Here is a 23325-nt window from a genome sequence, read left to right on the forward strand (position 1 = left end):
GTAACTACCCTATATTGCGGCCCGTGAACAAACTCGGCGTCCGCCGGGAAAAACATGTTCATGCGGTTACATTGAAAAACGTTTTACATAAAATACAATCGGTTTACCCGCTCTCTGCAGACGCCATGCATTTATTTGTTTCCCACCTGGAACAGGTTAATCTTCCCAAAGGTCATCAGTTGTTCAAGGAAGGCAGAACAGGTTCACAGCTTTACATTATCGAAAAGGGTATTGCACGCGCATTCTCCATGAGAGACAATAAGGAATTTACTTTCTGGTTCGGCATTGAAGGCGATGTTGCCATGAGTTACTATAGCTATATTGCCAACAAACCCGGTTATGAAACAATAGAATTGCTGGAAGATGCTGTATTGTATTCCATTTCCCTCAACAAACTCCAGGAATTATTCACTACCAATATCGAGATCGCGAACTGGGGCCGCAAACTAGCAGAGTTTGAACTGGTGAGAACGGAACAAACCTTCATGATGCAGCAAAGCCTTCCCGCTGCAGTCCGTTACCAACTCTTGCTGGAAAAGAACCCGCAACTGATCCGTCGTGTACAACTTGGTTATATCGCTTCTTACCTGGGAGTTACACAGGTAACGTTGAGCCGTATACGCGCCGGTCAGACAGGAAGCCGTTATTCCAGTTTTATAGCGTTACTCGCTTCATTCTCGGAACCAGCAGGTGCATCACTAGCCATGCTGTAAGATAGGCCAGACCGCAGATCACGAACATGATCATATAACCCACCGTGATATCTCCCTGTCCTTTGTAATATTCGAACAGGTAACCTGCGCACTTGGCAATCAGGATGCCGCCGAGACCACCTGCCATACCACCGATACCGGTGATGCTGGCCACCGCTCTCTTGGGGAACATATCAGATACAGTAGTGAAGATATTAGCGCTCCATGCCTGGTGTGCCGCTGCCGCCAGACCAATGATCAGCACAGCATACCACATACCGAATGATCCTAGGTACTGCGCCAGCATTACAGGCAATACACAGAGCGCATAAATGAACATGGAAGTTTTCCTGGCTTTGAATACAGGCCAGTTCTTTTTGATGAGATTACCAGGCACCCATCCACCGAAAATGCTGCCGATAGCTGCAATAGTGTAAACGATGGCTACCGGTACAGCAATATCTGTATTGGTGAGATCGTATTGTTTCTTCAGGAAATCAGGAAGCCAGAAAAGATAGAACCACCAGATGCCGTCTGTCAAGAATTTACCAAGTGCAAAAGCCCAGGTCTGACGATAGCCCAGCAATTGTCCCCAGGAAATTTTCTTTGCGGCATTCGCTTCTGTTTGTTCCGCTTTTTCATCTTCATCACTGTGGATATAATCGAATTCGGCTTTGCCTAAACGTTTGCTGCGCGCAGGTATTTCGTACAACCAGAACCAGAAGATCAGCCAGATCAACCCTACAGCACCGGTGATCACGAATGCCATACGCCAGTTCAATGCTTCTGCAATGAAGGGCACAGTAAGTGGCGCAATGATGGCGCCGATATTGGAACCGGAATTGAAGATACCAGTTGCGAGTGACCTTTCTTTTTTAGGGAACCACTCGGCCGTGGTTTTGATGGCGGCGGGAAAGTTACCAGCTTCGGTAACGCCCAGCGCTGCGCGGGCCACAAAGAAGCCGCCGGTGCTGCTGATGAAACCGTGGCCAATAGCCGCAATGCTCCAGGCGATCAGGGATACGGCATATCCCATCTTGGTGCCGAGCTTATCTATCAGGCGACCGATGAACATCATCGCAATCGCATAGGAAAGCTGAAATGCTACGGTCAGGTTGGCATAATCAATTTCAGTCCATTTGAATTCTGTTTCCACATAGCCTTTCACAAGGCTGATCACCTGTCTGTCCAGATAGTTGATGGTAGTGGCGAAAAAAATGAGCGTACAGATCGTCCACCTGTATTTTCCTATGACTTGCTGCATGATCGTTCAGGGTTTTGGTTGTGTTGAATGAAAAGATGAAGATTACCTGTTTATCTTACCTCTTTGATAAGCTGTAATGCAGCGCTGGCGGCTGCTGTGAGCTCATCATATTTTTTATCCTCAAGTACAGATCTCGTGATCAGTTTGCTGCCCATGCCCACGGCGCTTACGCCGGATTTGAACCAGGCAGTCAAATTTTCTTTCTCTGCCTCCACTCCACCGGTAGGCATAAAGAGCAGATCAGGGAACAGTTCGCGGATAGCGCTCATGAAACCGGGCCCCAGCAGATTACCGGGAAAGAGTTTGACCAGCGATGCGCCGGCCTGTTCTGCTTTGATGATCTCGGTGGTGGTCATACAACCGGGGATCCAAAGCATTTCTTCCTTGTGAACGGTCTCCGCCACTTCTTCGATCATACCAGGTGCAATAATGAAATCAGCGCCGGATTTGATGAAGGCTTTCGCATCTTTTTTCGTTTTGATGGTGCCGATGCCGAGCAACAGGTCTTTGCATTCCTTGTCGCGAACTTTCAGCATCGCTTCAAAATTCTCCTGCGCAGCCGCACCACGGTTGGTGAACTCCACTACCCTCACGCCACCTGCGTAGAGAGCTTTCATTACGCCGATGCAGGTATCGGGATCCGGATGAAAATATAAAGGGATAAGACCCTGTTCTGTGATCGTCTTCCTGATCAGTTTGTTTTTATCCATGTGCGCTGATTCTTTTTTTAATGGTTTCCATATCCTGGCTGGTGGCATCGCCTTTCTCCATGAGTTTGCCGAAAGCCGCAGCCGCAGCGGTATCAATCACTTCCTGCGGATCATGACGGTGATAAAGCCCGTAAATGAGACCGGCCATGAAGCAATCACCGCTTCCTACTTTGTCTACTATTTTGGATGCTACCAGTTCTGCTGAATGATGCTGATGCCCCGCTGTATCCAGTGATGCGTAATAAAGAATACCGCCATCACCCTGATCGAAGCGGAATGTATTGGCGATCGTTTTTACTTTGGGGAATTGTTTGTGGATGGCGAGCGCAGTTTTGCCGGCATGTTCCAAAAGATCCTGTTTGCTGCCATGCAGGTGGATCTCATGATCTACAGGAATGCCGAGCAATGAATTGGCGGCCCAGATATTGCCCATCACTACATCACAGTACTCTACCAGCGAAGGCATCACTTCCACTGGTTTCTTTCCATATTTCCACAAACTTGCACGATGATTGAGATCGATGCTGACTGTAATGCCTTTGGCAGCAGCAGCTGCGGCGCCTTCGCGGCATACAGCAGCTACCTGCTCTGTGAGCGCCGGACTGATAGCGCTGAAATGGAACCAGCGGGCATCGCGTAATACTTCGTCCCAGTCGATCATTCCCGGCTTGAGTGAACCGAAGGAGGAATAAGCGCGATCATAGATCACACCTCCGTTCTTCAGGTCCGTTCCCTGGGGAAGATAATAGGTTCCGATCCGCTCACCGGAAAAATGGACCGGTTTTGTACTGATCCCTTTCTCTTCTATATGTTCACAGATCTCGCGCGCAAGGTAGTTATCCGGCAGGGCTGTGCTGTATTCCACCGGCACTTCCCATTTGGCAAGCGCCGTTGCTACATTCAGTTCAGCTCCGCCCACAAACACTGGCATGGATGCTTCGTGTATCCATTGCCGGTTGAGCGCCGGAGAAAGGCGCAACAGCAGTTCGCCAAAACAACATACTTTTTTATTCATACTGCAATTAGTCTCGTTTGGTTTACCTGATCTCACTGATGGCAACGGCGTCCATATCAGTGAAAACTAAATTCTCTCCTGCCATTCCCCAGATAAAGGAATAGCTGGCAGTGCCAGCTCCGGAGTGAATGCTCCAGGGCGGTGAGATCACTGCGTCGTGGTTGGCCATCAGCAGGTGACGTGTTTCCGTGGGCTCACCCATAAAATGGAAAACGCGATGCTGTTCCTGCACGTCGAAATAGAAATAGGCTTCCATCCTGCGCGTATGCGTGTGTGCAGGCATGGTGTTCCAGACACTGCCTTCGTTCAGAACAGTAAGGCCCATCACCAGTTGGCAGCTCTTCAGGCCATCGAGGTGAATGTATTTATAGATCGTGCGTTTATTGGCGGTGCTTTGATCGCCCAGGGTTACCGGCGATGCTTCTTCCTTGCTCAGTTTTTTATTTTCATAAGTCTGGTGCGCGGGTGCGGAGAGCAGGAAATAAATGGCCGGGTTCTTCGGGTCATTGCTTTTGAAAGCCACGTCCTTTGTGCCTTTGCCAAGATAGAGCGCATCGAGTTTGCTGAGGGAAAATGATGTTCCGTCAGCAATAACTGTTCCATCGCCACCAACATTGATAATGCCAAGTTCCCTTCGTTCTAAAAAATATTCAGCGCGCAGCTCAGGATGATTAGCCAGTGTAACATTGCTGTTCACAGGCTTGGCGCCACCGAGGATCACGCGATCATAATGGGAATACACCAGTTGCAACTGGTCGTCTTTCATCAGACCGGGCACATGGAAATTATCACGCAGTTGCTGCGTGTTCATGGCGCTGGTCTCTTTTGGACTGTTCTGAAATCTGATCTCCATTTTTCTATTTGTGTTGTTCTTCTTTTCGAAAAAATTATCTGCCCATCCAGCCACCGTCTACGGTGAGAATGGTGCCGTGAACATAGCTACCCGCTTCTGAAGCGAGGAAGATCACAGGCCCTTTGAAGTCCTGCGGCTCACCCCAGCGTCCGGCAGGGATACGGTCAAGTATCGATTTACTTCTTGTTTCATCGGCGCGCAGGGCTTCTGTATTATCCGTTGCGATGTATCCGGGTGCGATGCCATTTACATTCACTCCTTTGCCTGCCCATTCATTGGCAAGCGCTTTCACCAGGGAGCCTAATGCACCTTTGCTGGCTGCATAGCCAGGCACATTGATGCCGCCCTGGAAAGTGAGCAATGAACAGGTGAAGATGATCTTTCCGCTGCCGCGTTGGATCATATCTTTTCCAAATTCGCGCGCGAGGATGAACTGTGCATCGAGATTGATGTTCATCACGGTGTCCCAGTATTCATCCGAATGTTCGGCAGCAGGCTTGCGCATGATGGTGCCTGCATTGTTGATGAGAATGTCTGGTTGAACAGGGCCGCTTTTCACAGCATTGATGAAATCATACACCCCATTCCTGTCACCAAGATTGGCTTTATGTGTATAGAATTTTCTTCCGAGGGCTGTTACTTCTTTTTCAATATCGCTTCCGGGTGCGAGTGAAGCGGACACCCCGATGATATCGGCTCCTGCCTCTGCAAGGCCCAGGGCCATGCCCTTTCCGATGCCTTTGTTACAACCTGTTACCAGTGCGGTTTTGCCGGTGAGGTCAAAATAATTTTTCATAAATCAATTCCTTTCGATTGTGCATGATTACTGTTGTGCTACCAGTGTGGCCTGATCTGCAAACTGCCAGTTGAAATAGTTTTTGGCGTTGTTGTAGCAAATATCCTGCACTACTTTGCCGATCCAGTTGAGATCATTCGGCAATTCACCATTTTCGATCTCTTCTCCAAACAGATTACACAATATACGACGGAAATATTCATGACGGGGAAATGAAAGAAAGCTTCTCGAATCAGTAAGCATGCCTACGAAACGACTTAGCAGTCCCATATTGCTCAACGCATTCAATTGTTTTGTCATACCATCTTTCTGATCCAGGAACCACCAGCCTGATCCCCACTGTACTTTACCGGCAATGGAACCATCATTGAAATTACCGATCATGGTGGCCATCATTTCATTGTCGGCGGGATTGAGATTATAGAGAATGGTACGAGTGAGCTTGTTGTTTTTGTCGAGCCTGTTGAGGAAAGCTGCGAGTGAGCGTGCCTGTGAGAAGTCGCCGATAGAGTCCCAGCCTGTATCCGGACCGAGCTGCTGCAACATGCGGCTATTGTTGTTGCGCAATGCGCCGAGATGGTATTGCTGCACCCATCCCCGCTCCCAGTCCCACTCGGCAAAGATCACCAGCATGGCTGATTTGAACTGTTTTCGTTCCTGCAGTTCCAGTGTTTTTCCACTGCGTACTTTATCGAAGATGGCGCGGAGTTCTGCTTCCGTATATTCTTCCGCATAGATCTCTTCCAGGCCATGATCGGAAACGGAACAGTTCATGCTGGCAAAGAAATCATGTCTTTTCTTCAGCGCCGTGAGATAATCATCAAATGAACCGATATTGGTATTGGCAGCTTTTTCGAGCCTGCCGAGATAATTATTGAATTTGGTGGGATCGTCTACATTCATAGCTGCATCCGGACGGAATGCAGGCAGGATGGGGATTTCAAAGCCATCATTCTTTACCTGCTGATGGTATTCCAGTGAATCCACAGGATCATCAGTAGTACAAATGATGCGCACATCCATTTTGCGGAGCAGGTTACGCACCGAGAAATCAGGCGTATTCACTTTGGCGCTGCTGGCCTCGTATATTTTTTTTGCCGATGCCGGATTGAGGATATCCTTTATACCGAAGTAACGCTGCAGTTCCAGGTGCGTCCAGTGATACAGTGGATTACGGAGTGTGTAGGGAACCGTTTCCGCCCATTTCTGAAATTTCTCCCAGTCGGATGCATTGCCGGTGCAATATTTTTCATCCACACCATTGGTGCGCATGGCGCGCCATTTGTAGTGATCTCCGTATAGCCATACCTGTGAGATATTTTCAAATTGGGTATCTTCTGCAATCTGCTGGGGAGGAAGATGGCCGTGATAATCGATCACCGGCATGTTCTTAGCGAAATCATGGTACAATCGTTGTGCCGTAGCGGACTGGAGCAGGAAATGCTCGTCAAGGAAATTCTTCATATCAATGTTTTTGGTCCCGGCTGATTCACAGATCAGGCAGGTTTTTCATGAAACAACAGTTCAACACCACCAATATTAAAGTCTTTACCCGCTGAAGACTGTTGATCTATTACCAAAATATTATACTTTTTTGGCAAGCTGTAGCTACTGCAGGCCATGTCCGCTTATGCGATCATGCTGTCCGACTGAAAACGGCCGATGAGCTGCTTAGCTCCCTGGTCCAGCAACTGGTTCAGGTAACTGGTAACTGCATCTGAAAATCCGGGCAGGCTGGTAAGGTCTGCGCCCCAGAAATCAGCATCGCTCAATATGGATTGCACCAGTTCCGGCGCTTCCATTTTTTCCCATTTTTCCGCAAACCAGGCGGCGTGATCATCGTTCACCAGGTATTTCTTTCCGAAGCTGGTGCCGTAATATGCTTCACCGTCCCTGGTGCTGCGCATAAAAAGGAGGTGAGCGGCAAAGCCGGCAGCCATCAGCTCAGGTATCGTTCCATTGCGCTCATAATGTTTCAGCAGTACAGGTATATTGCGCATCTTCATTTTGGAAGAGTACTGCATGGTGATGCTGATCCATTGATGATCGATATGCGGATTGCGGTAGCGGTCCAGTACTTTCAGTGCAAAATCCTTTGCCATTTCCAGCGTGAGCCCCTGGTCAGTGATAGCCGGAGCGATCTCCTGCAACATGAGGGCGCTGATCAACTGGTTGAAAGCAGGATTTGCCATTGCTTCTTTCACAGTGCCGAAGCCTGCAAGAAATGCCAGGCCACATGTGAAAGTATGCGAGCCATTGAGCAACCGGAGCTTGAGCTCACGGAACACATTGATGTCCGGAGCGATCACCACTCCCGGGTCCGCTTCGTGGAAAGAAAGAATATGTTTCACTCTTTCGGAACCGGATTCGATTGCCCATAAACGGTATACTTCAGATTTTATCATGAGCGCATCCTTGTAACCGGTAGCTTTTTCCATTTCCTGTTGTTCCAGGGCGGGGAGTTTACCCGGCACTATGCGGTCTACAAGGGAATTGCAGAAATCATTGCATTCATCCAGCCATTTCATGAAGGGAGCAGGCAGGTCGTTGAACACAGCCAGTTGCTGGCAGATCTTCTTGAGTTTGGTGCCATTGTCAGGGATCAGTTCAGTGGGAATGATCACCATACCTTTATTGGGATCGCCATTGAAAGCTTTGTAACGGGCATAGAGGAAGGCCAGGAGTTTGCCGGGGAAGGAACCGGGAGGCACGGCGCGTGTGTCTTCCAGCACCAGTTCGATACCAACTTCGGTGGTATTGCTGACCACGATCTCCATATCCGGGTTCTGTGCGCATTCCAGTATTTTGGGCCAGTCGAACCGCGCAGAGAGCATACGGCTGATGCTGGCATTCACGATATTCTCGGAAACGGTTTCTCCGTTTTCGATGCCGCGTACACAGAGCGTGAACATGCCATCCTGTTGGGCAAAGGCGTCAGAATCCCCGCCCCTGGTGCTTTTCACTACCACCACACGTCCGTTGAAGATGCCTTGTTTATTGGCTTTGTCTATAAAATAATCCGGTAATCCGCGCAACAGAACGCCGGTGCCGAATTGTAATACTCTCTCGGGCAGGTCAAAATAAGACGGTGCCGGAACATTCACTTCGGGCGAAGTAATACTTACAATCGTTTGCCTTGACAGATTCATGGGGCCGTGTGTTTTTTTTGAAATAGGTGAAGAATTCCGGCTTTTCGTTCAGCAAGTGTAAAAAGTTATTCAATACCGACAACTGAATGAACGCGGTTTATTTACGCAAACGTTACCGATGCGGAGTGGAAATGACAGCCTTTATTCAATTGGAAAGGTTGTTGCGAAAGGAGAAAGTAAAGATAGGAGAATCCGGCAGAATCAGGCCCAGTTAGCGGCAGCGCCCACAATATGGGCATCTTCCCCGAGTGTGGCGATGCGTATAGGCAGGTTGATATTCCTTTGTTGCAGGGCTATTTCAAGAGCTGGAAGGAAGAGCCGGTAACTTTTGGCGATATTGCCGCCAATTACCACCACATCTGCAGGATGGGAAGGCAGCACGGTTTCCAGGAAATCTGCCAGATGCCCGGCAAACTCATCGAATATTTCTCCGATGCAGGGGTCCTCCGAAAATTTCTCCACCAGCGCTTTGGTATTGGCCAGCTCAAGTCCAGATTGTAACGCATACCGTTGAACGAACCAGCGTGAGGCCAGCAGATCTTCCGCTATGATTCCTTTGAAAGGCATTCTCCAGAGATCGGCATCCACTACTTTGTTGTGATGGAACCAGGCAGAACCAAGCCCAGTGCCCAGGGTAAGTCCAAGCACACTCTTACATCCGCGTGCCGCTCCTCCGGCGATCTCTCCCTTGAGGAAGCAGAGCGCATCGTTCATCATTCGGATATGTTCCGGCAATACACCCAAACGGGCTGCCAGCATTTCTTTGATATTGAGCCCATAGAGTTGATCATATTTTCCCTGGTCTTTAATATAACAGATCCCCTGCTCATAATCAACGGGGCCTGGCATGGCAATGCCGATCCTGCGATGGCCATTGGCTTCCGGATAATGGGTGTAAGCGGCTTCGATGGCCGGGGCCCATGAGTTGATCACCACAGATGCAGCTTCCTGGGATTGTACCGCCTTTCTGATCAGCGTACCGGGAACAATGCTGCCTGTATGGGGATCCACGAGGGATGCCGTGATATGCGTGCCGCCGATATCCACTCCGGCGATGAGACCTGTATTCATGTATGATTGTATGAAACCTGCTAACTAAAACGTTTTAGCTAAACTGAGGTGAAGATAAAGAAAATATTGAACGCAAGAAGGGAAATATTTTCGGTTATACCACATAGTTATGCACTGACCGGGCATCCTGTTTTATATTTATTTACGGAATAATTTTTTGAAATTTCGATCAATATTTCACTACAAGAAAAACCAATCCTGCATAAAAAATACGCATCAACGCGAAAGAATACCCGAATAAGGTCAAGCGTAATTCACCGTCAAATCCAACCATAATTATTTCACGTAAATTCTATTTTGCCGGTAAGAATATTACCTGTAATCTTGTACCCTGGTTCGCACATTTCTCTTTTAGTAGCTTCACAAAATTGGGATAACGACTATCATCATTCATTAAGGCTCGCGAGGTAAGCGGGAAAATTACAGACCACGGCTCATAGAGCTGCGCGTTACTGGTTATACCGGTTATATATTCACGCATTAGTCGGATCCCCCGCTTCACGTTATCATAATTATTTTCCATTGCAAACATCTCCTGGTGTTCGATGCAATGCATTGTTCTGCCTGCTTTACAGGCGGCCATGTATTGTTATGTCTCCATCAGGGTTTATATCACGTGTTCACTTTGCAACAAAAAAGGCGATAATGAAAGAACAATTCCCTGAGCATTCCGGTTACCCGTATCAACCGGAACCAACCACCGTTAGTGAAACCGTTACAAGTCCGTACAGACCTGCCCCTGACCAGGACCAGGCCATGGTTGAAGAGTTGAGAAACGGCAATTCACAGGCAATGATCTCCTTTTTCAATCTGTACTATGCACCGCTATGTTATTTCGCGGAGCGCATGATCCACGACAGGCAAGCAGCTGAAGATATAGTGGAAGACACATTCATGAAGCTCTGGAAAAAGCATACTGATTTCGCCAGCATTCAGAACATCAAGGCATTCCTCTATATCACCACACGCAATGCCTGCCTGAACCTCCTGAAACAATATCAGCGCGATGCTGTTTCCAGGAAGGAACTGGCTTATCTGAATGGCGACAGTGATGATTTTGTTCTGAACAGTATCATCCGCACCGAAGTAATGGCTGAGATCTACCGGCAGATAGAGAAATTACCTACACAATCCAGGAAAGTTTTGAAGATGAGTGTGTTCGAAAACATGCGCAACCATGAGATCGCTGCGGCGCTGGATGTGAGCATACATACAGTGAAGAACCAGAAGGTGAGAGCGATGCAATTGCTAAGGATGAATATCTGCCGCAATCGATCCGGTACATAAAAAAAATTCACTTTCAATAGTACCGGAAACCGGGTTTGTTGTTTCTATTATTATACTATTTGAAAACAAAATGAAAAACCAAATACTGCTAACGATCGCACCATGAAGAACTCATTCCATTTTTACTATGGTTAGTTTTTATCGCATGTGACTGTTTGGTTGGGTCACAACCGGGGAGTGTTTCTACTCTCCCTCATTTTTCTATGCCTTCTTCCTCTTCCAATTCTATCCTTACCATAATCAACATCAACTTATCATTCGCGGCCTCTCCGGGAGGCCGGAGCCGGTAATCACCGGCTTTCTTTTTAACAAAAAATCCGGGGTACCGGGAATGCCTCAAGTCTTTTTAACCCTCTCATGCACCAGGCATCTTCCTGTTATGTAGACCCTCTGCATCCTGTACATAACTGTCAGACACCCGTTCGGCATGCTAGCTTGCATTCCGGACGCCCGGACTATAAGTTGATAAATGGAAGAGCTGCTACCGGTATCCCATTTGTCCGTTCCGGCCTGAGCCGGAAGCGAACATTTACATACTATTCTTTCCCCTATAAATATCCCATTGATTACAGAACTGCGGTTATGTTTTCGGGATAAAAACTTTCTTTTTTTTGCATTCCTCTAGTACATAATTCCATTCCGGTTGTTTCTATTCATACAGGGTTTCGATTGTGATGATCCGGGGGTTGAAATGTTCAATTCATCATATAAATATTTCCCCATGAACAACCAGCAGGTGGTTGGTTCCTTTCATATAGCCAACCTAATCGTCAGGCACCTCAAAGACCAGTTGACTGACGAAGAACTCAGGGAGCTGCATTACTGGATCAACAGGAATGAAGCCAATTACGAACTATTTGAATTATTGAAAACGACCGGGGCTACCCGCGATGCCATGCAACGTTTACGCACATATCCAGCGGGCGAAGCACTGTTTCGGTTTTTACGAAAACTGAACAATCCCTGAATCATTTATTGCGCTTCATAGCGCTCGGTGGAAATCCCATTCTTTTTTTGAAGGCTGCAGTGAAACTGCTTACATTCTTATAACCTGTTGTAAAAGCAATTTCATGTATCGGTGTATCCGTTTCCGTTAGCAGTGCTCTCGCTTTTTCCATTCTTGCTTCCAGTAAAAAATCAAAAATGGTAACGCCGTACAATTGCTTGAATCCCTTCTTCAGTTTGAAATCATTGATGCCTACCTTATGCGAAAGTTCTATCACAGTAAGCGGATGTTCCATATTCTGCAGCAGGTATTCCCTCGCCTCCCTGATCTTATCGATATCATACTGATGCAGCCTGATATCGGAAGCGCCCGCAGTACCTGGCGTAATACGTGTAAAAGCCAGCAATAACAGTTCCGACACTTTATTGCGCAGGTACAATGTTCTTACCTCTCCCGTGTACTCACTGTAAAGCATATCGCGGATTATGGTGATCATTTCCGGTGTGAGGCTGGTATTGGCCGCACTCAGAAAGGCTTCTTCCCCATTATCAGCACGGTCCAGGAATTGCCGGAGCGCAGGAAAATATGGCGCATACACATCCAGGTAAGTTCTGTGGAAACTGATCGACAACATGGTATATTCCTTTGCATCATCGAAGAAGGCCTTCACTCTCAGCTGAGGGGAACAGAACATATTCAATTGCCCTTCCGACCATTTCATACTATTGTTATCCTGCAGCTGGTAGCGGACATGACCGCGCAATACAATGTGCAGGTTCAGCAAAGGCTCGTCCACCGCTGCTTCCAGGCTGCCGGGTTTTTCAACAGTAATTTGCTGATGCCAGATAGTGAACCAGGGCGTAACGATCTCCGAGAGCAGGATCGTGCCCAGATCAGTCTGCACAAATACCCGGCGGGCTCCCGGCAGGGCCTGATGGCTGGATAAGGCTGGTATTTCCGTGGTAAAAGACATAACTCTCTTACCTCCTGTAGTGAGTTTAACATCCATAGCTGTTCATATTGTCCGTTCCATTACCGGTTAATAGGCAACACGGATCATCATCGTTGTGTAACATTACCATCGAGCAAAAACAGGAAGACCAGGCGAGAGATCTTACGCTACAGGAACCCAGGAGTACAGAGGGAAGAATAGTTGAAGCCGGGATGTGTATCTCACTCCTTTATTCCTGCAGAAATCTCTGCAAGCTGTATGGGTAAAGTTAATCAGCTTTTCTGAGAGAATGCAATAGACAGGAGAATTCACGGGTACCCGTATAAGTGAATACCTATAATACCCGGTAAGTAATTGAGCGTAGCGAAAGGATTTTTTGATAAGCGTAAACTAATTGCCCCTGATCCGGCGCAGCAGCCCTTTGGCCGCCGCCATATCCCAGTTGGTGAAGCGGCCACGCTGGATCACCAGTTCATTATCGTCAGGGTTCTGCATGAAATAATGGAAAACGAAACCAGCCTCAGGATTGTTCCAGCCGATGATCTGCCCAAAACGGAGATCATTGAACACCAGGGTGCTGTCGCCCCATTTTTCCACTGTATAATATCCCTGCGAAAAACGTATCAGCCTGTGAGTATCTTCTTCATCTTTTACAGGGTCCAGCAATTGTTTATTGCGCGGAAAATATGTGAACAGCATACTGGTGTCCCTGTCGAAAACACTACGATAACCGAGGTGGTAACCCGCAGTATCTTCCAGCACCACATACCAGAGCATATTGTTGAGTGGGGTAGGCGTGCTCAGGTACCTGTTCCATTGAATGCCCTGCTGTGCCGCCATCTTTTTCACTTCGCGGTCGGTAGCCGTTTTACTTACCACTCCGAAGCCGAGATAGCACACGCACATCACGATAGACATCCTCACCCAGTTGAGCCTTGCCTGCCTGTTCTTATTTTTCATCACCAGCAGAGCAACAAATGCCACACCAGGCCAGATGCTGAACAGTGGGTCTGCCACGAAGAGCAGATCGAAACCGAAACGGTGATGGCTGAAAGGTTCAAACCAACCTGTACCATACGCATTCATGGCGTCCAGCACCACGTGCACCAGCATCTCCACACTAAAAAATGCAAGCCATTTTTTAAGCGAAATATCATGCGGCCTGTGTACCCTTTCCGCAATGAGCGCCATGAGGGGCGTTACCAGCAAAATGAAAAGAAAGGAATGTGTGAAACCCCGATGTGCGAGAAGGTCATTCACGGGGTTCAACCAGAATGATGCAACAAAGTCAACATCAGGCAGGCTCTGCATCAGAGCGCCCCAGAACATGGCTTTCTTTCCAACCTGTTTTCCTGCAAAAGCTTCTCCGATGCAGGCGCCGAGTACTATATGCGTGAGTGAATCCATAAGCCTTGCTCCAAAAGTAACGGATTATAAGTATATTAGCTGACTAACTGTACACCAATTCACCCTATCCTCCCATGACATTATTGATTGTGTTCTTTGCGTTGCTTGCACTGATCCTGCTGGTCACCTGGGGCAAATGCAACGCCTTCCTCGCCTTCCTGGTAGTTTCCATAGCAACGGGACTTTGTTTGGGAATACCTGCAGACAGGATCACCCGGTCCGTTCAGAAAGGAATCGGCGATACGCTCGGTTCCCTGGTGGTGATCATCATGCTGGGCGCCATGCTTGGTAAACTGGTGGCCGCCAGCGGCGCTGCCAAACGCATCACCGATGTATTGATGAAAGCATTCGGTGAAAAGAATATCCAGTGGGCATTGATGGTCACCGGATTCATCGTAGGCATTCCACTTTTCTACAATGTTGGTTTTGTATTGATGGTGCCGCTGATCTTTTCAGTGGTATACCAATACAAATTACCTGCCGTATATATCGGCCTCCCCATGCTGGCTTCATTATCGGTTACACATGGGTTCCTTCCTCCACATCCTTCGCCTTCGGCGTTGGTTACACAGTTCAACGCCAACATGGGACTGACGCTGTTGTATGGTTTCGTTATCGCTATTCCAACTATAATAGTAGCAGGGCCGGTATTTGCGCGGACTTTGAAAAATATCAACTCTATACCGCTCAAAACTTTTCAGCCGCCGGTATTGAAAGAAAATGAAATGCCCGGCCCCGCCAATAGTTTCCTGAGCTCACTCCTGCCCGTGCTGCTGCTGGCCACCACCGCGTTACTGCCCTTACTGCCTGCCATGCAAAACAGTTTCTGGCCCGCATTGCTGGCCTTTATGGGAGACCCCATCACCGTGATGCTCTTATCCGTGATTGTAGCTACCTTCACCCTGGGCATCGCCAATGGAAAAAGCATGAAGGAAGTAATGGACATCTATGGAGATGCCGTGAAAGATGTGTCGATGATAGTGCTCATCGTAGCAGGCGCCGGAGTATTAAAACAGGTATTGGTAGACAGTGGAGTGAGTGATGCCATTGCGGCACAGCTGCAGAACTGGTCCATTCCCCCACTGGTGCTGGGCTGGCTGATCGCTGCCGTGTTGCGTGTTTGTATCGGTTCCGCCACCGTAGCAGGTTTGACCACGGCCGGAATTGTTGCGCCCACCATTACACAACTGAATGTGGAGCCCAATTTGATGGTATTGAGTATCGGCGCAGGCAGCCTTATGTTCTCACATGTGAACGATGCTGGCTTCTGGCTGTACAAAGAATATTTCAACCTGAGCATCAAAGACACACTCCGATCCTGGAGCCTCATGGAAACCATCGTGGCCATCATGGGACTGCTGGGCGTGCTCCTGCTCAACCTTGTAGTGTAAAAAAAGAAAACAATGACCCATTCCGAACAATCATGGTTTCTGATCAGTGATGCAGACCAGGTAGATTCACCCGCGCTGATCCTCTATCCGCAACGCGTACAACAGAATATCGATGCGCTTATTGGCATGATAGATGATAAACAACGCTTACGCACACACGCAAAAACGCATAAAACAAAAGAAGCTGCCGAACTGCAAATGAAAGCCGGCATCCGCAAATTCAAATGCGCTACCATTGCCGAGGCAGAACTGCTGGCGCAGGCCGGCGTGCCGGATGTACTGCTGGCCTATCAACCGGTAGGGCCAAAGCAGGAACGCTTCTTCAACCTCATCGATAAATATCCCGATACTGTTTTCAGCTGCCTGATCGATAATCCCGGAACGGCCGGAGAACTGTCGGCCCATTTCCTCACCAATGGGAAACTGCTGCCTGTATACATCGATCTCAATGTTGGTCAGAACCGCACAGGCATCGTTCCTGAAAAAGCGCTGGCATTGTATGAAGCGGCTGTTGCATTGCCGGGTATCGAACTGAAAGGCCTGCATGCTTACGATGGCCATATCCATCATCCTGATCTGGAAGAAAGAAAAAAGATAGTGGATGCGGCATATGCACGCGTGGAGGCACTGGCACAATCGTATATTGATAAAGGCTATGGATCACCTATCATTGTGGCAGGCGGCACTCCCGGATTCCCCATCCATGCAAAAAGAGAAAAAATAGAATGCAGTCCTGGTACATTTATTTTCTGGGACAACGGTTACCTGAATGAATGCCCTGAGCAACCATTTGTTCCTGCAGCAGTGCTGCTGACGCGTGTGGTTTCATTGCCGGACGATACTAAGATCTGCGTGGACCTTGGCCACAAATCCGTTTCGGCCGAGAACGAGATTTCTAAACGGGTGTATTTCCTGAATGCGCCGGAGCTGAAGCCGGTCGGACAAAGTGAAGAGCACCTGGTGCTGGAGGCAGGTACAGGTCATGGTTATAAAGTGGGGGATATTCTCTATGGGATCCCGCATCATGTTTGTCCAACCGTTGCCCTGTACGAACGCGGTATTACGGTGGAGAACTCAGTAGTAAGCGGTGCATGGAAGATCGCGGCGAGAGACCGGACCATCGGTATCTGATCTCAGATGCCTGCCACCATCAGGCTGCACCCGCGGATATCACTGTTATCCACGCGCCCCTGCACTTCAAAACTGCCATCTTCATATACTCGTCCCACATCTTCCGTTGCGATGAAGCAGCAGGAATAGATATTGGCCAGATCGATCACATTGATGATACCGGTGCCGGATAGGCGAACATCCAGGGGGTCATCTTCCTGACGGACCCGGATCTGCATCCAGGCCGGTGTATGAAAAATGCCCCCGCCTTTGGAATAGCCCTGCGACAATAGCTCTGTCATACCATATTCGGAATGAACGCAGCTCAGTCCGAATGCAGTTTTGAGGATATCATGCACTTCCTGCCGGGTCATTTCTTCCCTTCGTCCCTTCATCCCTCCTGTTTCCATGATGATGGTATGTTGCAGCGGCATGGGAAATTTCTCTGCAAAATCCAGCAGTCCGAATGTAACGCCAATGAGTAGTGTTTTTTGTTGTCTTGATTCGAGCGATTGCAAGACCTCTGCTAATTTTTCATGTTCGTACAGATAGAATCCGGAATCCGGATGTCCGCTTCTGCGGACCAGGTCATCAGCCATCACCACCAGGGAGGAATTGCTGCGCTCCAGGTAACTCGGCAATAACCCGATGATGCACCATTCATTCACCGGGCCATAGAATTGTTCAAAGGCGAGCAGGAAGCTCTCGCGGTACAGCGCCAGGCTTTTCACGGAATGGCGGCTGTTGATGGTTTGTGTAGTACCACTGCTCATGAAAACCGCTTCCGGTTCAAACGAGGTGGTACGAACATCGCGGGTTTTGAAGAACTGGATGGGCAGGTAAGGTATATCCTCCACCCGCTTCACATCGTCCCCAACTATCTTCAATGCATTTACGTATTCACGGTAAACGGGATTCTGTTCATATTGAAATCGGAACAGTTCCAGGGCCAGCTGATCGAAGCCCGCCTGATCCGTCAAAAAAACTTTATCTTCATATTTAGAATTCATACACTAAGCGTAAGGGACAAAGCCATTAAATTTGTACTCAACCGAGCAATGAATATGCGTAAATTATCATATTACGGCCTTCTTTTTTTGGTTCCGGCCGCCATACTGGTCTGGAGCAGTTGCAGCAAAGATAAGCTGAGATCCAAACCGAGTATCAAACTTAGTTCTATCAGCACCCGCGAATTGCCGAGCCAGAATGATCCCCACCTGATCGTAACCTTCGATTATGCAGATAAAGAAGGTGATGTGGGTGGAGAGAGAGCACTTTGGGTAAAGAAGACCTACCTGAACGAGCGTCAGACAACCTTGCATGAACCCGATAGCTTTTCGCTGGGTGTACCTGTTCCAACTGTTCCACGCATGGACGGTCAGATCGAGGCCCATATGCGTGCTTCCATATTGCACATGGCGCTGGACCCAGGTAATCCGGCTCAACCGGATACTATCAATCTCCGTTTCGTTCTGCGGGATGCCGGCGGCAATACCAGTGACACCCTCGATGCAGGCACGGTTGTGGTGATCCGTTAAAAGATGTTCAGGTACTTATTTCATTTTTTCCTTTTTACCAGCCTGTTTATTTCAGGATGCGCCCTGATGATGGTCCATCAGACCAACCAGTTGCTGCACCTGCAATACGATATTCCCGCTTACCTGCTTTTCGTTTTTTTTTCCACACTCTGCAGTTATAATTTCCATTGGTACCTCACACCCGATATGCCTTCGGAAACACTGCGTATCGGATGGACGCAAAGGAACAAACCTTTGCACCTGGCATTGTTCATTGTGGGATTTGCCGGGGCCGGATGGTTTTTCATTCATTTCATCCAGCATTGGTTCTGGTTGATGGGCTCCGTAGTGCTCACTTTCCTGTATTCAGCACCCAAACTGCAGTTCCCGCCATTCCATCACCTGAGGAAAGTGGCAATCGGCAAAACCATCTTTCTTGCATTCGTGTGGATGTATGTAACTACCTTCCTTCCCATTGCCATAGATGATAATCACTGGGGATTGTCCGCCACCCTGTTCTGCATCCATCGCTTTTTCCTGATCTATGCCATCTGTATCATCTTCGACTACCGCGACCGGTTATACGACCGGCAGCAGGGCATCCGCAGCATGATCACGCATTTCAGTGAAGGCGGCGTGAATGCCCTCTTTGTAGTCTCCCTGCTGCTATTTGCGCTGTCTACCGCCTGGTTTTGTTATCTTCTGCAAACCGGCTGGCTATATTTTGCAGCCCTGCTGGTTCCCGGTATCCTTACCGCCCTGCTCTATCCTTATGCGAAAAAGAATTTCTCAGATTACCTGTTCTACTTCGTTTTGGACGGACTGATGATGCTATCCGCCCTGCTGATGCTAATACTGCCTTCCCGCTAATTCATTATGCACTATCTTTCCGGCTCAAGTAGTGATGCCTATGTTCCAACAATACAAGCTCCCGGTCGCATCGATCATTTACCTTGCCTGCTGCCTGCTGCTTTTCCCTGCTTACCGGTTCATCTTCGATGATGATGGTATGGGCTATATGATGGTGGCGCGCCGCCTGGCGGAAGGCGATTATCACAATGCCATCAACAGCTACTGGAGCCCGTTACATTCCTGGCTGGTACTGCCACTGATCAAATCAGGTATGGCGGAGATCACGGCTTTCAAACTTTCCAATCTTGTTATTGGCCTGCTGATACTGATCCAGGTGCATCGGCTGAGCAACAAAACAGCCTTGAGCGATACGCTGAAAACTTTGCTGCTGCTGGTTTCCATCCCCATCATTATTCATTATGCCATCTTCGAGATAGCTGCGGATGTATTGTTCTGCTGGCTGATACTGGTATACACAGACCTCATCACGGCCCGGGATTTTTACAAACGTCCCGGACTGAACCTGCTTTGCGGTGTGGCAGGCGCCGCGCTCTATCTTGCCAAAGCATACGGCTTCCCATTCTTTGTTGCCCATTTCACCATCATACAAGTGTGGCATTACTTTCATTCCAAAGATGCTGAGAGAAAAAAATGGCTGGTCCGTAACCTTGCGGCCGGCATCGGATGTTTCTTACTGTTATCTGCTCCCTGGATCTGGGTCCTGTACAACAAATTCCATGAGCTCACTATTGGTTATACCGGCAGGTATAACATGAATGTATACCTGTACACCAGGCAATTCACCGCTACAGACCTGGTTGCTCCTCCCCCTTATCCCGATTCTCCCGGAAACTGGGAAGACCCCTGGTTCGATGCCGTGCAAAGGACTCCCGGTGAATTCTATTTCCGTCCGGATATCCTGATCCGGCAGGTCAGACTTTTTCTGACTAATTTCATGGAGGCCGCCTCCTGCTTCAGCCAGCTTTCCTTTCTGGCGCCGGCCATTTTGTTTGGCCTGAGCATCTACTGGTTCTATCAGCGGAACGGGCTTATTTTTCTTTTCTTCCTTACATCTGTACTGTTACCGCTGGGCTACCTGATGGTGCATATCGAAACCAGGTTTCTCTGGGCCGTTGGCCTTCTATTGCTGATCGGCGGCGCGCTCTTGTTACAATCCCTGCTTGGCAGGCTTTATATCCGGGGAACCAGGGCAATAATTTGCTGGGCTGTGTTTTTTGGAAGCTTCCTGATGGCTCCTGTGAACCAGCTCAAGGATGCAGTGGGTGGCAATGCTGCACTTTTTGAACTGGCGGCCTTCGCCAAAGAAAAAAATCTCCGGGGGAAATACCTCGCCTCAGACAATGCAGATTATGATTTCGTTCCCAAACTGGCCTTCCTCACCCGCAGCAGCACCTGGTTACTGACCAAACCCGACTTGCCCTGGAAAGATCATCTCGCCGCCATGCGGAAGCATCATATCAACTACTATTTCTACCGGTATAACAATGCAAGGGAATTGCAGGCGTTTATGCAGGGAGCGCTGTATAAAGCCGCTTACAAAGTGCATGACGCGGGCCTTTACAATTTGCTGATCCTGGAGATAAAATGAGGCGCCGACAGCAGAAAATCTGTACTTTTAATTTTCAGATCACCTAAAAGAAGCATCGAATATGGCGAAAGCATCCAAAGAAAAATCCATTCTCACCGATAAGAGCTTATCATTCCTTCAGAAATACATCAACAATGCCTCTCCCGTTGGCTTCGAAAGCAAAGGCCAGCGACTCTGGCTGGACTATATCAAACCGTATGTAGACACAACCTTCACTGATCCTTACGGAACAGCTGTTGGCGTGATCAATCCCAAAGCACCTTTCAAAGTTGTGATCGAAGCGCATGCCGATGAGATCAGCTGGTTTGTGAATTATATCACACCCGAAGGATTGCTCTACCTCAAACGCAATGGCGGTGTGGACCACCAGATCGCACCCGCGCAACGCGTGATCATTCATGGAAAGAAAGGGCCCGTGAAAGCAGTATTCGGGTGGCCAGCCATTCATACCCGCATCCACAATGAAGGGAAAGAAGCACAACCGAAAGTTGACAATCTCTTCCTCGATTGCGGAGCAAGATCAAAGAAAGAAGTGGAAGACCTCGGAGTACATATCGGCGCTGTGGTCACTTACCAGGATGGCTTTGATGAGATCGCATTCGACTACTATATCGGGCGCGCCTTCGATAACCGTGTAGGTGGTTTCATGATCGCTGAAGTGGCCAGGCTGCTGAAAGAAAACAAGAAGAGCCTGCCATTCGGATTGTATGTGGTGAATGCCGTGCAGGAAGAGATCGGACTGAGAGGCGCGGAAATGATCGCCCGCCGCATTAAACCCGATGTTGCCATCATTACGGATGTTACTCACGATACTTATACTCCCATGATCAACAAGATCATTGAAGGAGATGTTGCCTGCGGCAAAGGGCCTTCACTGGCCTATGGACCTGCAGTGCACAACAAACTGCTGCAACTGGTGCAGGATGTGGCCGAAAAAGCAAAGATCCCTGTTCAGTTGCGTACCGTGAGCCGCAGCACCGGTACCGATACGGACTCATTCGCCTATGCCAATGACGGCTGCCCTTCCGTGCTGATCTCCATCCCGCTTCGCTACATGCACACCACTGTTGAAATGCTGCATAAGCGCGACATTGAACAGACCATCCGTTTGATGTATGAGACCGTTTTGACATTGACTCCGAAAACAAATCTCAGCTACCTGTGATCAATACCATCTTTTTATACCTCGATCCCGGCAGCGGTAGTTACCTGATACAGGCAATTATCGCCGCCGTATTGGGCGCACTCTTCTACTTCAAAAGCTTTTGGTGGAAAGTGAAGGCCTTCTTCTTCAGACCGAAAAAGAAAGATGAAAACGGCCATGAAGATGCCCAGGGAGACATCTGAACGCATAGCCGGGTCCTACAAAGACCCCGGTGGCTTTGTATTCATGGCCGGACAACTGATTTTCCGACAGGTGAATCAGGTCTATGCCACACGCTATGACCACCTCATGCAAAGCGGCCTCTACGAGGCGCTCACTGCCAAACACTGGCTGGTACCCCATGCAGAGATCAACGAAAATCTTACCCATACCAGCGAATGGTACAAGACCCTTCGCCCGGAACCGATCCATTTTATCAGCTACCCTTATGAATGGACAGGTTCGCAACTGCGGGATGCAGGCATTCTAACGTTGCTGATCATGCGAAAAGCAATGGAACATGGCATGATCCTGAAAGACGCCACGCCATACAATGTTCAATTCCATTCCGGCAGGCCTTTGTTCATAGATACCCTGAGCTTTGAATGGTATGATGAATCCAAACCCTGGATAGCATACCGCCAGTTTTGCGAAAACTTCCTGTTCCCGCTGTTACTGGAAAAATATACGGGCATTCCGGTTCATCACTGGCTGACCATGCATCCTGATGGCATTCCCGCCACCACTGCCGCTTCCCTGCTCCCTTTCAGGAGCAGATTCAACGCCGGCGTGTACCTGCATGTTTTCCTGCCGGAATCTGTTGCGCGTAAAAGGAAATCATCATCGAAGGAAATTGGTTTCAGCAAAAATAAAATGCTCAATCTCCTGCAACACCTGGAAAGCATGCTGCGAAAGACCGGCAGGCTGGAAGCAGGCAGCACCTGGAGCAATTATTATGACGAAACTATTTTAGGGCAGGAATACCTTAAAGCCAAGGAGAATATATTCCGCCAGTTATTGTCTTCCACCGAAGCCGATACAGCGCTGGACCTGGGCGCCAATAATGGTTATTTCTCCAGGATCCTGGCCGAAGGTAACAGGCAGGTGATAGCTACCGACTTTGATCATATGTGCATCAGTCACCTGCATGCGCAAACGAAAAAAGAAAAGATCAGGAATATTCTCCCCCTGGTGCTGGACATTGCCAATCCCAGTGCAGCAGGCGGGTTCAACAATACTGAAAGACCGGCCTTTCATCAGCGTATCAAAACAGACCTGGTGACCGCCCTTGCCCTGGTACACCACCTGGCTATCAGCAAGAATATCCCATTACCCAGGCTGGCAGCCTATTTCAATGATATCGCAGCTGAGCTGATCATCGAATTCCCATCCAAAGAAGATGAAAAAGTGCAGTTACTGCTCGCCAACCGGGAAGATATTTTCGATGATTATACAGAATCAGGATTTGAAAAGGCATTTGAAATGTATTTCGATATAAAACAGAAGGTAAAGATACCGGGAGCCCTCAGAACGCTCTATTTTATGAAAAGAAAGTAATAA

The 23325-nt window shown here is 48.5% G+C and carries 22 protein-coding genes; 11 read left to right on the forward strand and 11 right to left on the reverse strand.

Features of this window, described 5'->3' with window-relative positions; genetic code table 11:
• Positions 1–71: 71 nt before the first annotated feature.
• Positions 72–713: a Crp/Fnr family transcriptional regulator gene (locus D9Y29_RS15985; RefSeq protein WP_206513806.1), complete on the forward strand. Its 642-nt coding sequence runs from the start codon at positions 72–74 to the stop codon at positions 711–713.
• On the opposite strand, the gene D9Y29_RS15990 is transcribed toward D9Y29_RS15985, so the two are convergent.
• The 8 genes from D9Y29_RS15990 to D9Y29_RS16025 all read right to left on the reverse strand — a co-directional run bounded on the left by D9Y29_RS15990 (position 655) and on the right by D9Y29_RS16025 (position 9550).
• Positions 655–1956 carry an MFS transporter gene (locus tag D9Y29_RS15990; RefSeq protein WP_127129976.1) on the reverse strand — a complete coding sequence of 434 codons (1302 nt, stop codon included), beginning with the start codon at positions 1954–1956 and terminating at the stop codon, positions 655–657. The two genes, D9Y29_RS15985 and D9Y29_RS15990, sit on opposite strands and share 59 nt — an antisense overlap.
• Positions 1957–2006: 50 nt before the next feature.
• Positions 2007–2666 carry a beta/alpha barrel domain-containing protein gene (locus tag D9Y29_RS15995; RefSeq protein ID WP_127129978.1) on the reverse strand — a complete coding sequence of 220 codons (660 nt, stop codon included), beginning with the start codon at positions 2664–2666 and terminating at the stop codon, positions 2007–2009.
• Entirely contained in the window at positions 2659–3681 is a 1023-nt protein-coding gene (locus D9Y29_RS16000) for a sugar kinase (protein ID WP_127129980.1), read from the reverse strand. Before D9Y29_RS16000 ends, D9Y29_RS15995 begins: the two co-directional genes overlap by 8 nt.
• Before the next feature lie 22 nt (positions 3682–3703).
• Positions 3704–4534 (reverse strand): 5-dehydro-4-deoxy-D-glucuronate isomerase, encoded by an 831-nt coding sequence (gene kduI / locus D9Y29_RS16005; protein ID WP_127129982.1) that lies wholly within the window; start codon positions 4532–4534, stop codon positions 3704–3706.
• Positions 4535–4568: 34 nt separating this feature from the next.
• Positions 4569–5330 (reverse strand): SDR family NAD(P)-dependent oxidoreductase, encoded by a 762-nt coding sequence (locus D9Y29_RS16010; RefSeq protein ID WP_127129984.1) that lies wholly within the window; start codon positions 5328–5330, stop codon positions 4569–4571.
• A gap of 27 nt (positions 5331–5357) precedes the next feature.
• On the reverse strand, positions 5358–6794 hold the full coding sequence (gene uxaC, locus D9Y29_RS16015) for a glucuronate isomerase (protein ID WP_127129986.1): 1437 nt from the start codon (positions 6792–6794) through the stop codon (positions 5358–5360).
• Positions 6795–6958: 164 nt separating this feature from the next.
• On the reverse strand, positions 6959–8479 hold the full coding sequence (locus D9Y29_RS16020) for a tagaturonate reductase (protein ID WP_127129988.1): 1521 nt from the start codon (positions 8477–8479) through the stop codon (positions 6959–6961).
• Between the two features lie 201 nt (positions 8480–8680).
• Positions 8681–9550 carry an ROK family protein gene (locus D9Y29_RS16025; RefSeq protein ID WP_127129990.1) on the reverse strand — a complete coding sequence of 290 codons (870 nt, stop codon included), beginning with the start codon at positions 9548–9550 and terminating at the stop codon, positions 8681–8683.
• Positions 9551–10195: 645 nt separating this feature from the next.
• Between D9Y29_RS16025 and D9Y29_RS16030 the strand changes: the two genes are divergently transcribed.
• Both D9Y29_RS16030 and D9Y29_RS16035 read left to right on the forward strand, forming a co-directional pair.
• A complete protein-coding gene (locus tag D9Y29_RS16030; RefSeq protein ID WP_164735435.1) occupies positions 10196–10837 on the forward strand; it encodes an RNA polymerase sigma-70 factor in 642 nt (213 codons plus the stop codon).
• 721 nt (positions 10838–11558) lie between these two features.
• The gene (locus D9Y29_RS16035) at positions 11559–11804 is read left to right on the forward strand and encodes a hypothetical protein (protein ID WP_127129994.1); all 246 of its coding nucleotides are present in this window, start codon (positions 11559–11561) and stop codon (positions 11802–11804) included.
• A 1-nt stretch (position 11805) separates the two neighbouring features.
• Here D9Y29_RS16035 and D9Y29_RS16040 read toward each other — a convergent pair whose 3' ends face one another.
• Entirely contained in the window at positions 11806–12792 is a 987-nt protein-coding gene (locus tag D9Y29_RS16040; protein ID WP_127129996.1) for a helix-turn-helix domain-containing protein, read from the reverse strand.
• 333 nt (positions 12793–13125) lie between these two features.
• Positions 13126–14142 (reverse strand): metal-dependent hydrolase, encoded by a 1017-nt coding sequence (locus tag D9Y29_RS16045; protein ID WP_127129998.1) that lies wholly within the window; start codon positions 14140–14142, stop codon positions 13126–13128.
• Positions 14143–14216: 74 nt separating this feature from the next.
• Here D9Y29_RS16045 and D9Y29_RS16050 point away from each other — a divergent pair, with 74 nt between their 5' ends.
• Together D9Y29_RS16050 and D9Y29_RS16055 are read left to right on the forward strand one after the other, a co-directional pair.
• Entirely contained in the window at positions 14217–15533 is a 1317-nt protein-coding gene (locus tag D9Y29_RS16050) for a gluconate:H+ symporter (RefSeq protein ID WP_127130000.1), read from the forward strand.
• A 12-nt stretch (positions 15534–15545) separates the two neighbouring features.
• Entirely contained in the window at positions 15546–16664 is a 1119-nt protein-coding gene (locus D9Y29_RS16055; RefSeq protein ID WP_127130002.1) for a D-TA family PLP-dependent enzyme, read from the forward strand.
• A 2-nt stretch (positions 16665–16666) separates the two neighbouring features.
• Here D9Y29_RS16055 and D9Y29_RS16060 read toward each other — a convergent pair whose 3' ends face one another.
• Positions 16667–17653, reverse strand: coding sequence for a LuxE/PaaK family acyltransferase (locus tag D9Y29_RS16060; RefSeq protein ID WP_127130004.1), 987 nt, complete (start codon positions 17651–17653; stop codon positions 16667–16669).
• Between the two features lie 54 nt (positions 17654–17707).
• Here D9Y29_RS16060 and D9Y29_RS16065 point away from each other — a divergent pair, with 54 nt between their 5' ends.
• The 6 genes from D9Y29_RS16065 (at position 17708) to D9Y29_RS16090 (ending at position 23322) form a co-directional block, all read left to right on the forward strand.
• A complete protein-coding gene (locus D9Y29_RS16065) occupies positions 17708–18181 on the forward strand; it encodes a hypothetical protein (protein ID WP_127130006.1) in 474 nt (157 codons plus the stop codon).
• A gap of 3 nt (positions 18182–18184) precedes the next feature.
• Positions 18185–19030, forward strand: coding sequence for a UbiA prenyltransferase family protein (locus D9Y29_RS16070; RefSeq protein WP_127130008.1), 846 nt, complete (start codon positions 18185–18187; stop codon positions 19028–19030).
• A gap of 40 nt (positions 19031–19070) precedes the next feature.
• A complete protein-coding gene (locus tag D9Y29_RS16075) occupies positions 19071–20621 on the forward strand; it encodes a hypothetical protein (protein ID WP_127130011.1) in 1551 nt (516 codons plus the stop codon).
• A 61-nt stretch (positions 20622–20682) separates the two neighbouring features.
• A complete protein-coding gene (locus D9Y29_RS16080; protein ID WP_127130013.1) occupies positions 20683–21786 on the forward strand; it encodes a M42 family metallopeptidase in 1104 nt (367 codons plus the stop codon).
• Positions 21783–21968, forward strand: a complete 186-nt coding sequence (locus tag D9Y29_RS16085; RefSeq protein ID WP_225980072.1) for a hypothetical protein — start codon at positions 21783–21785, stop codon at positions 21966–21968. Before D9Y29_RS16080 ends, D9Y29_RS16085 begins: the two co-directional genes overlap by 4 nt.
• Entirely contained in the window at positions 21949–23322 is a 1374-nt protein-coding gene (locus D9Y29_RS16090; protein ID WP_127130015.1) for a class I SAM-dependent methyltransferase, read from the forward strand. The genes D9Y29_RS16085 and D9Y29_RS16090 overlap by 20 nt, the downstream gene beginning before the upstream one ends.
• Positions 23323–23325 lie beyond the last annotated feature (3 nt).

This window comes from Pseudoflavitalea rhizosphaerae (assembly GCF_003991355.1).
GTDB classification, from domain to species: Bacteria; Bacteroidota; Bacteroidia; order Chitinophagales; family Chitinophagaceae; genus Pseudobacter; species Pseudobacter rhizosphaerae.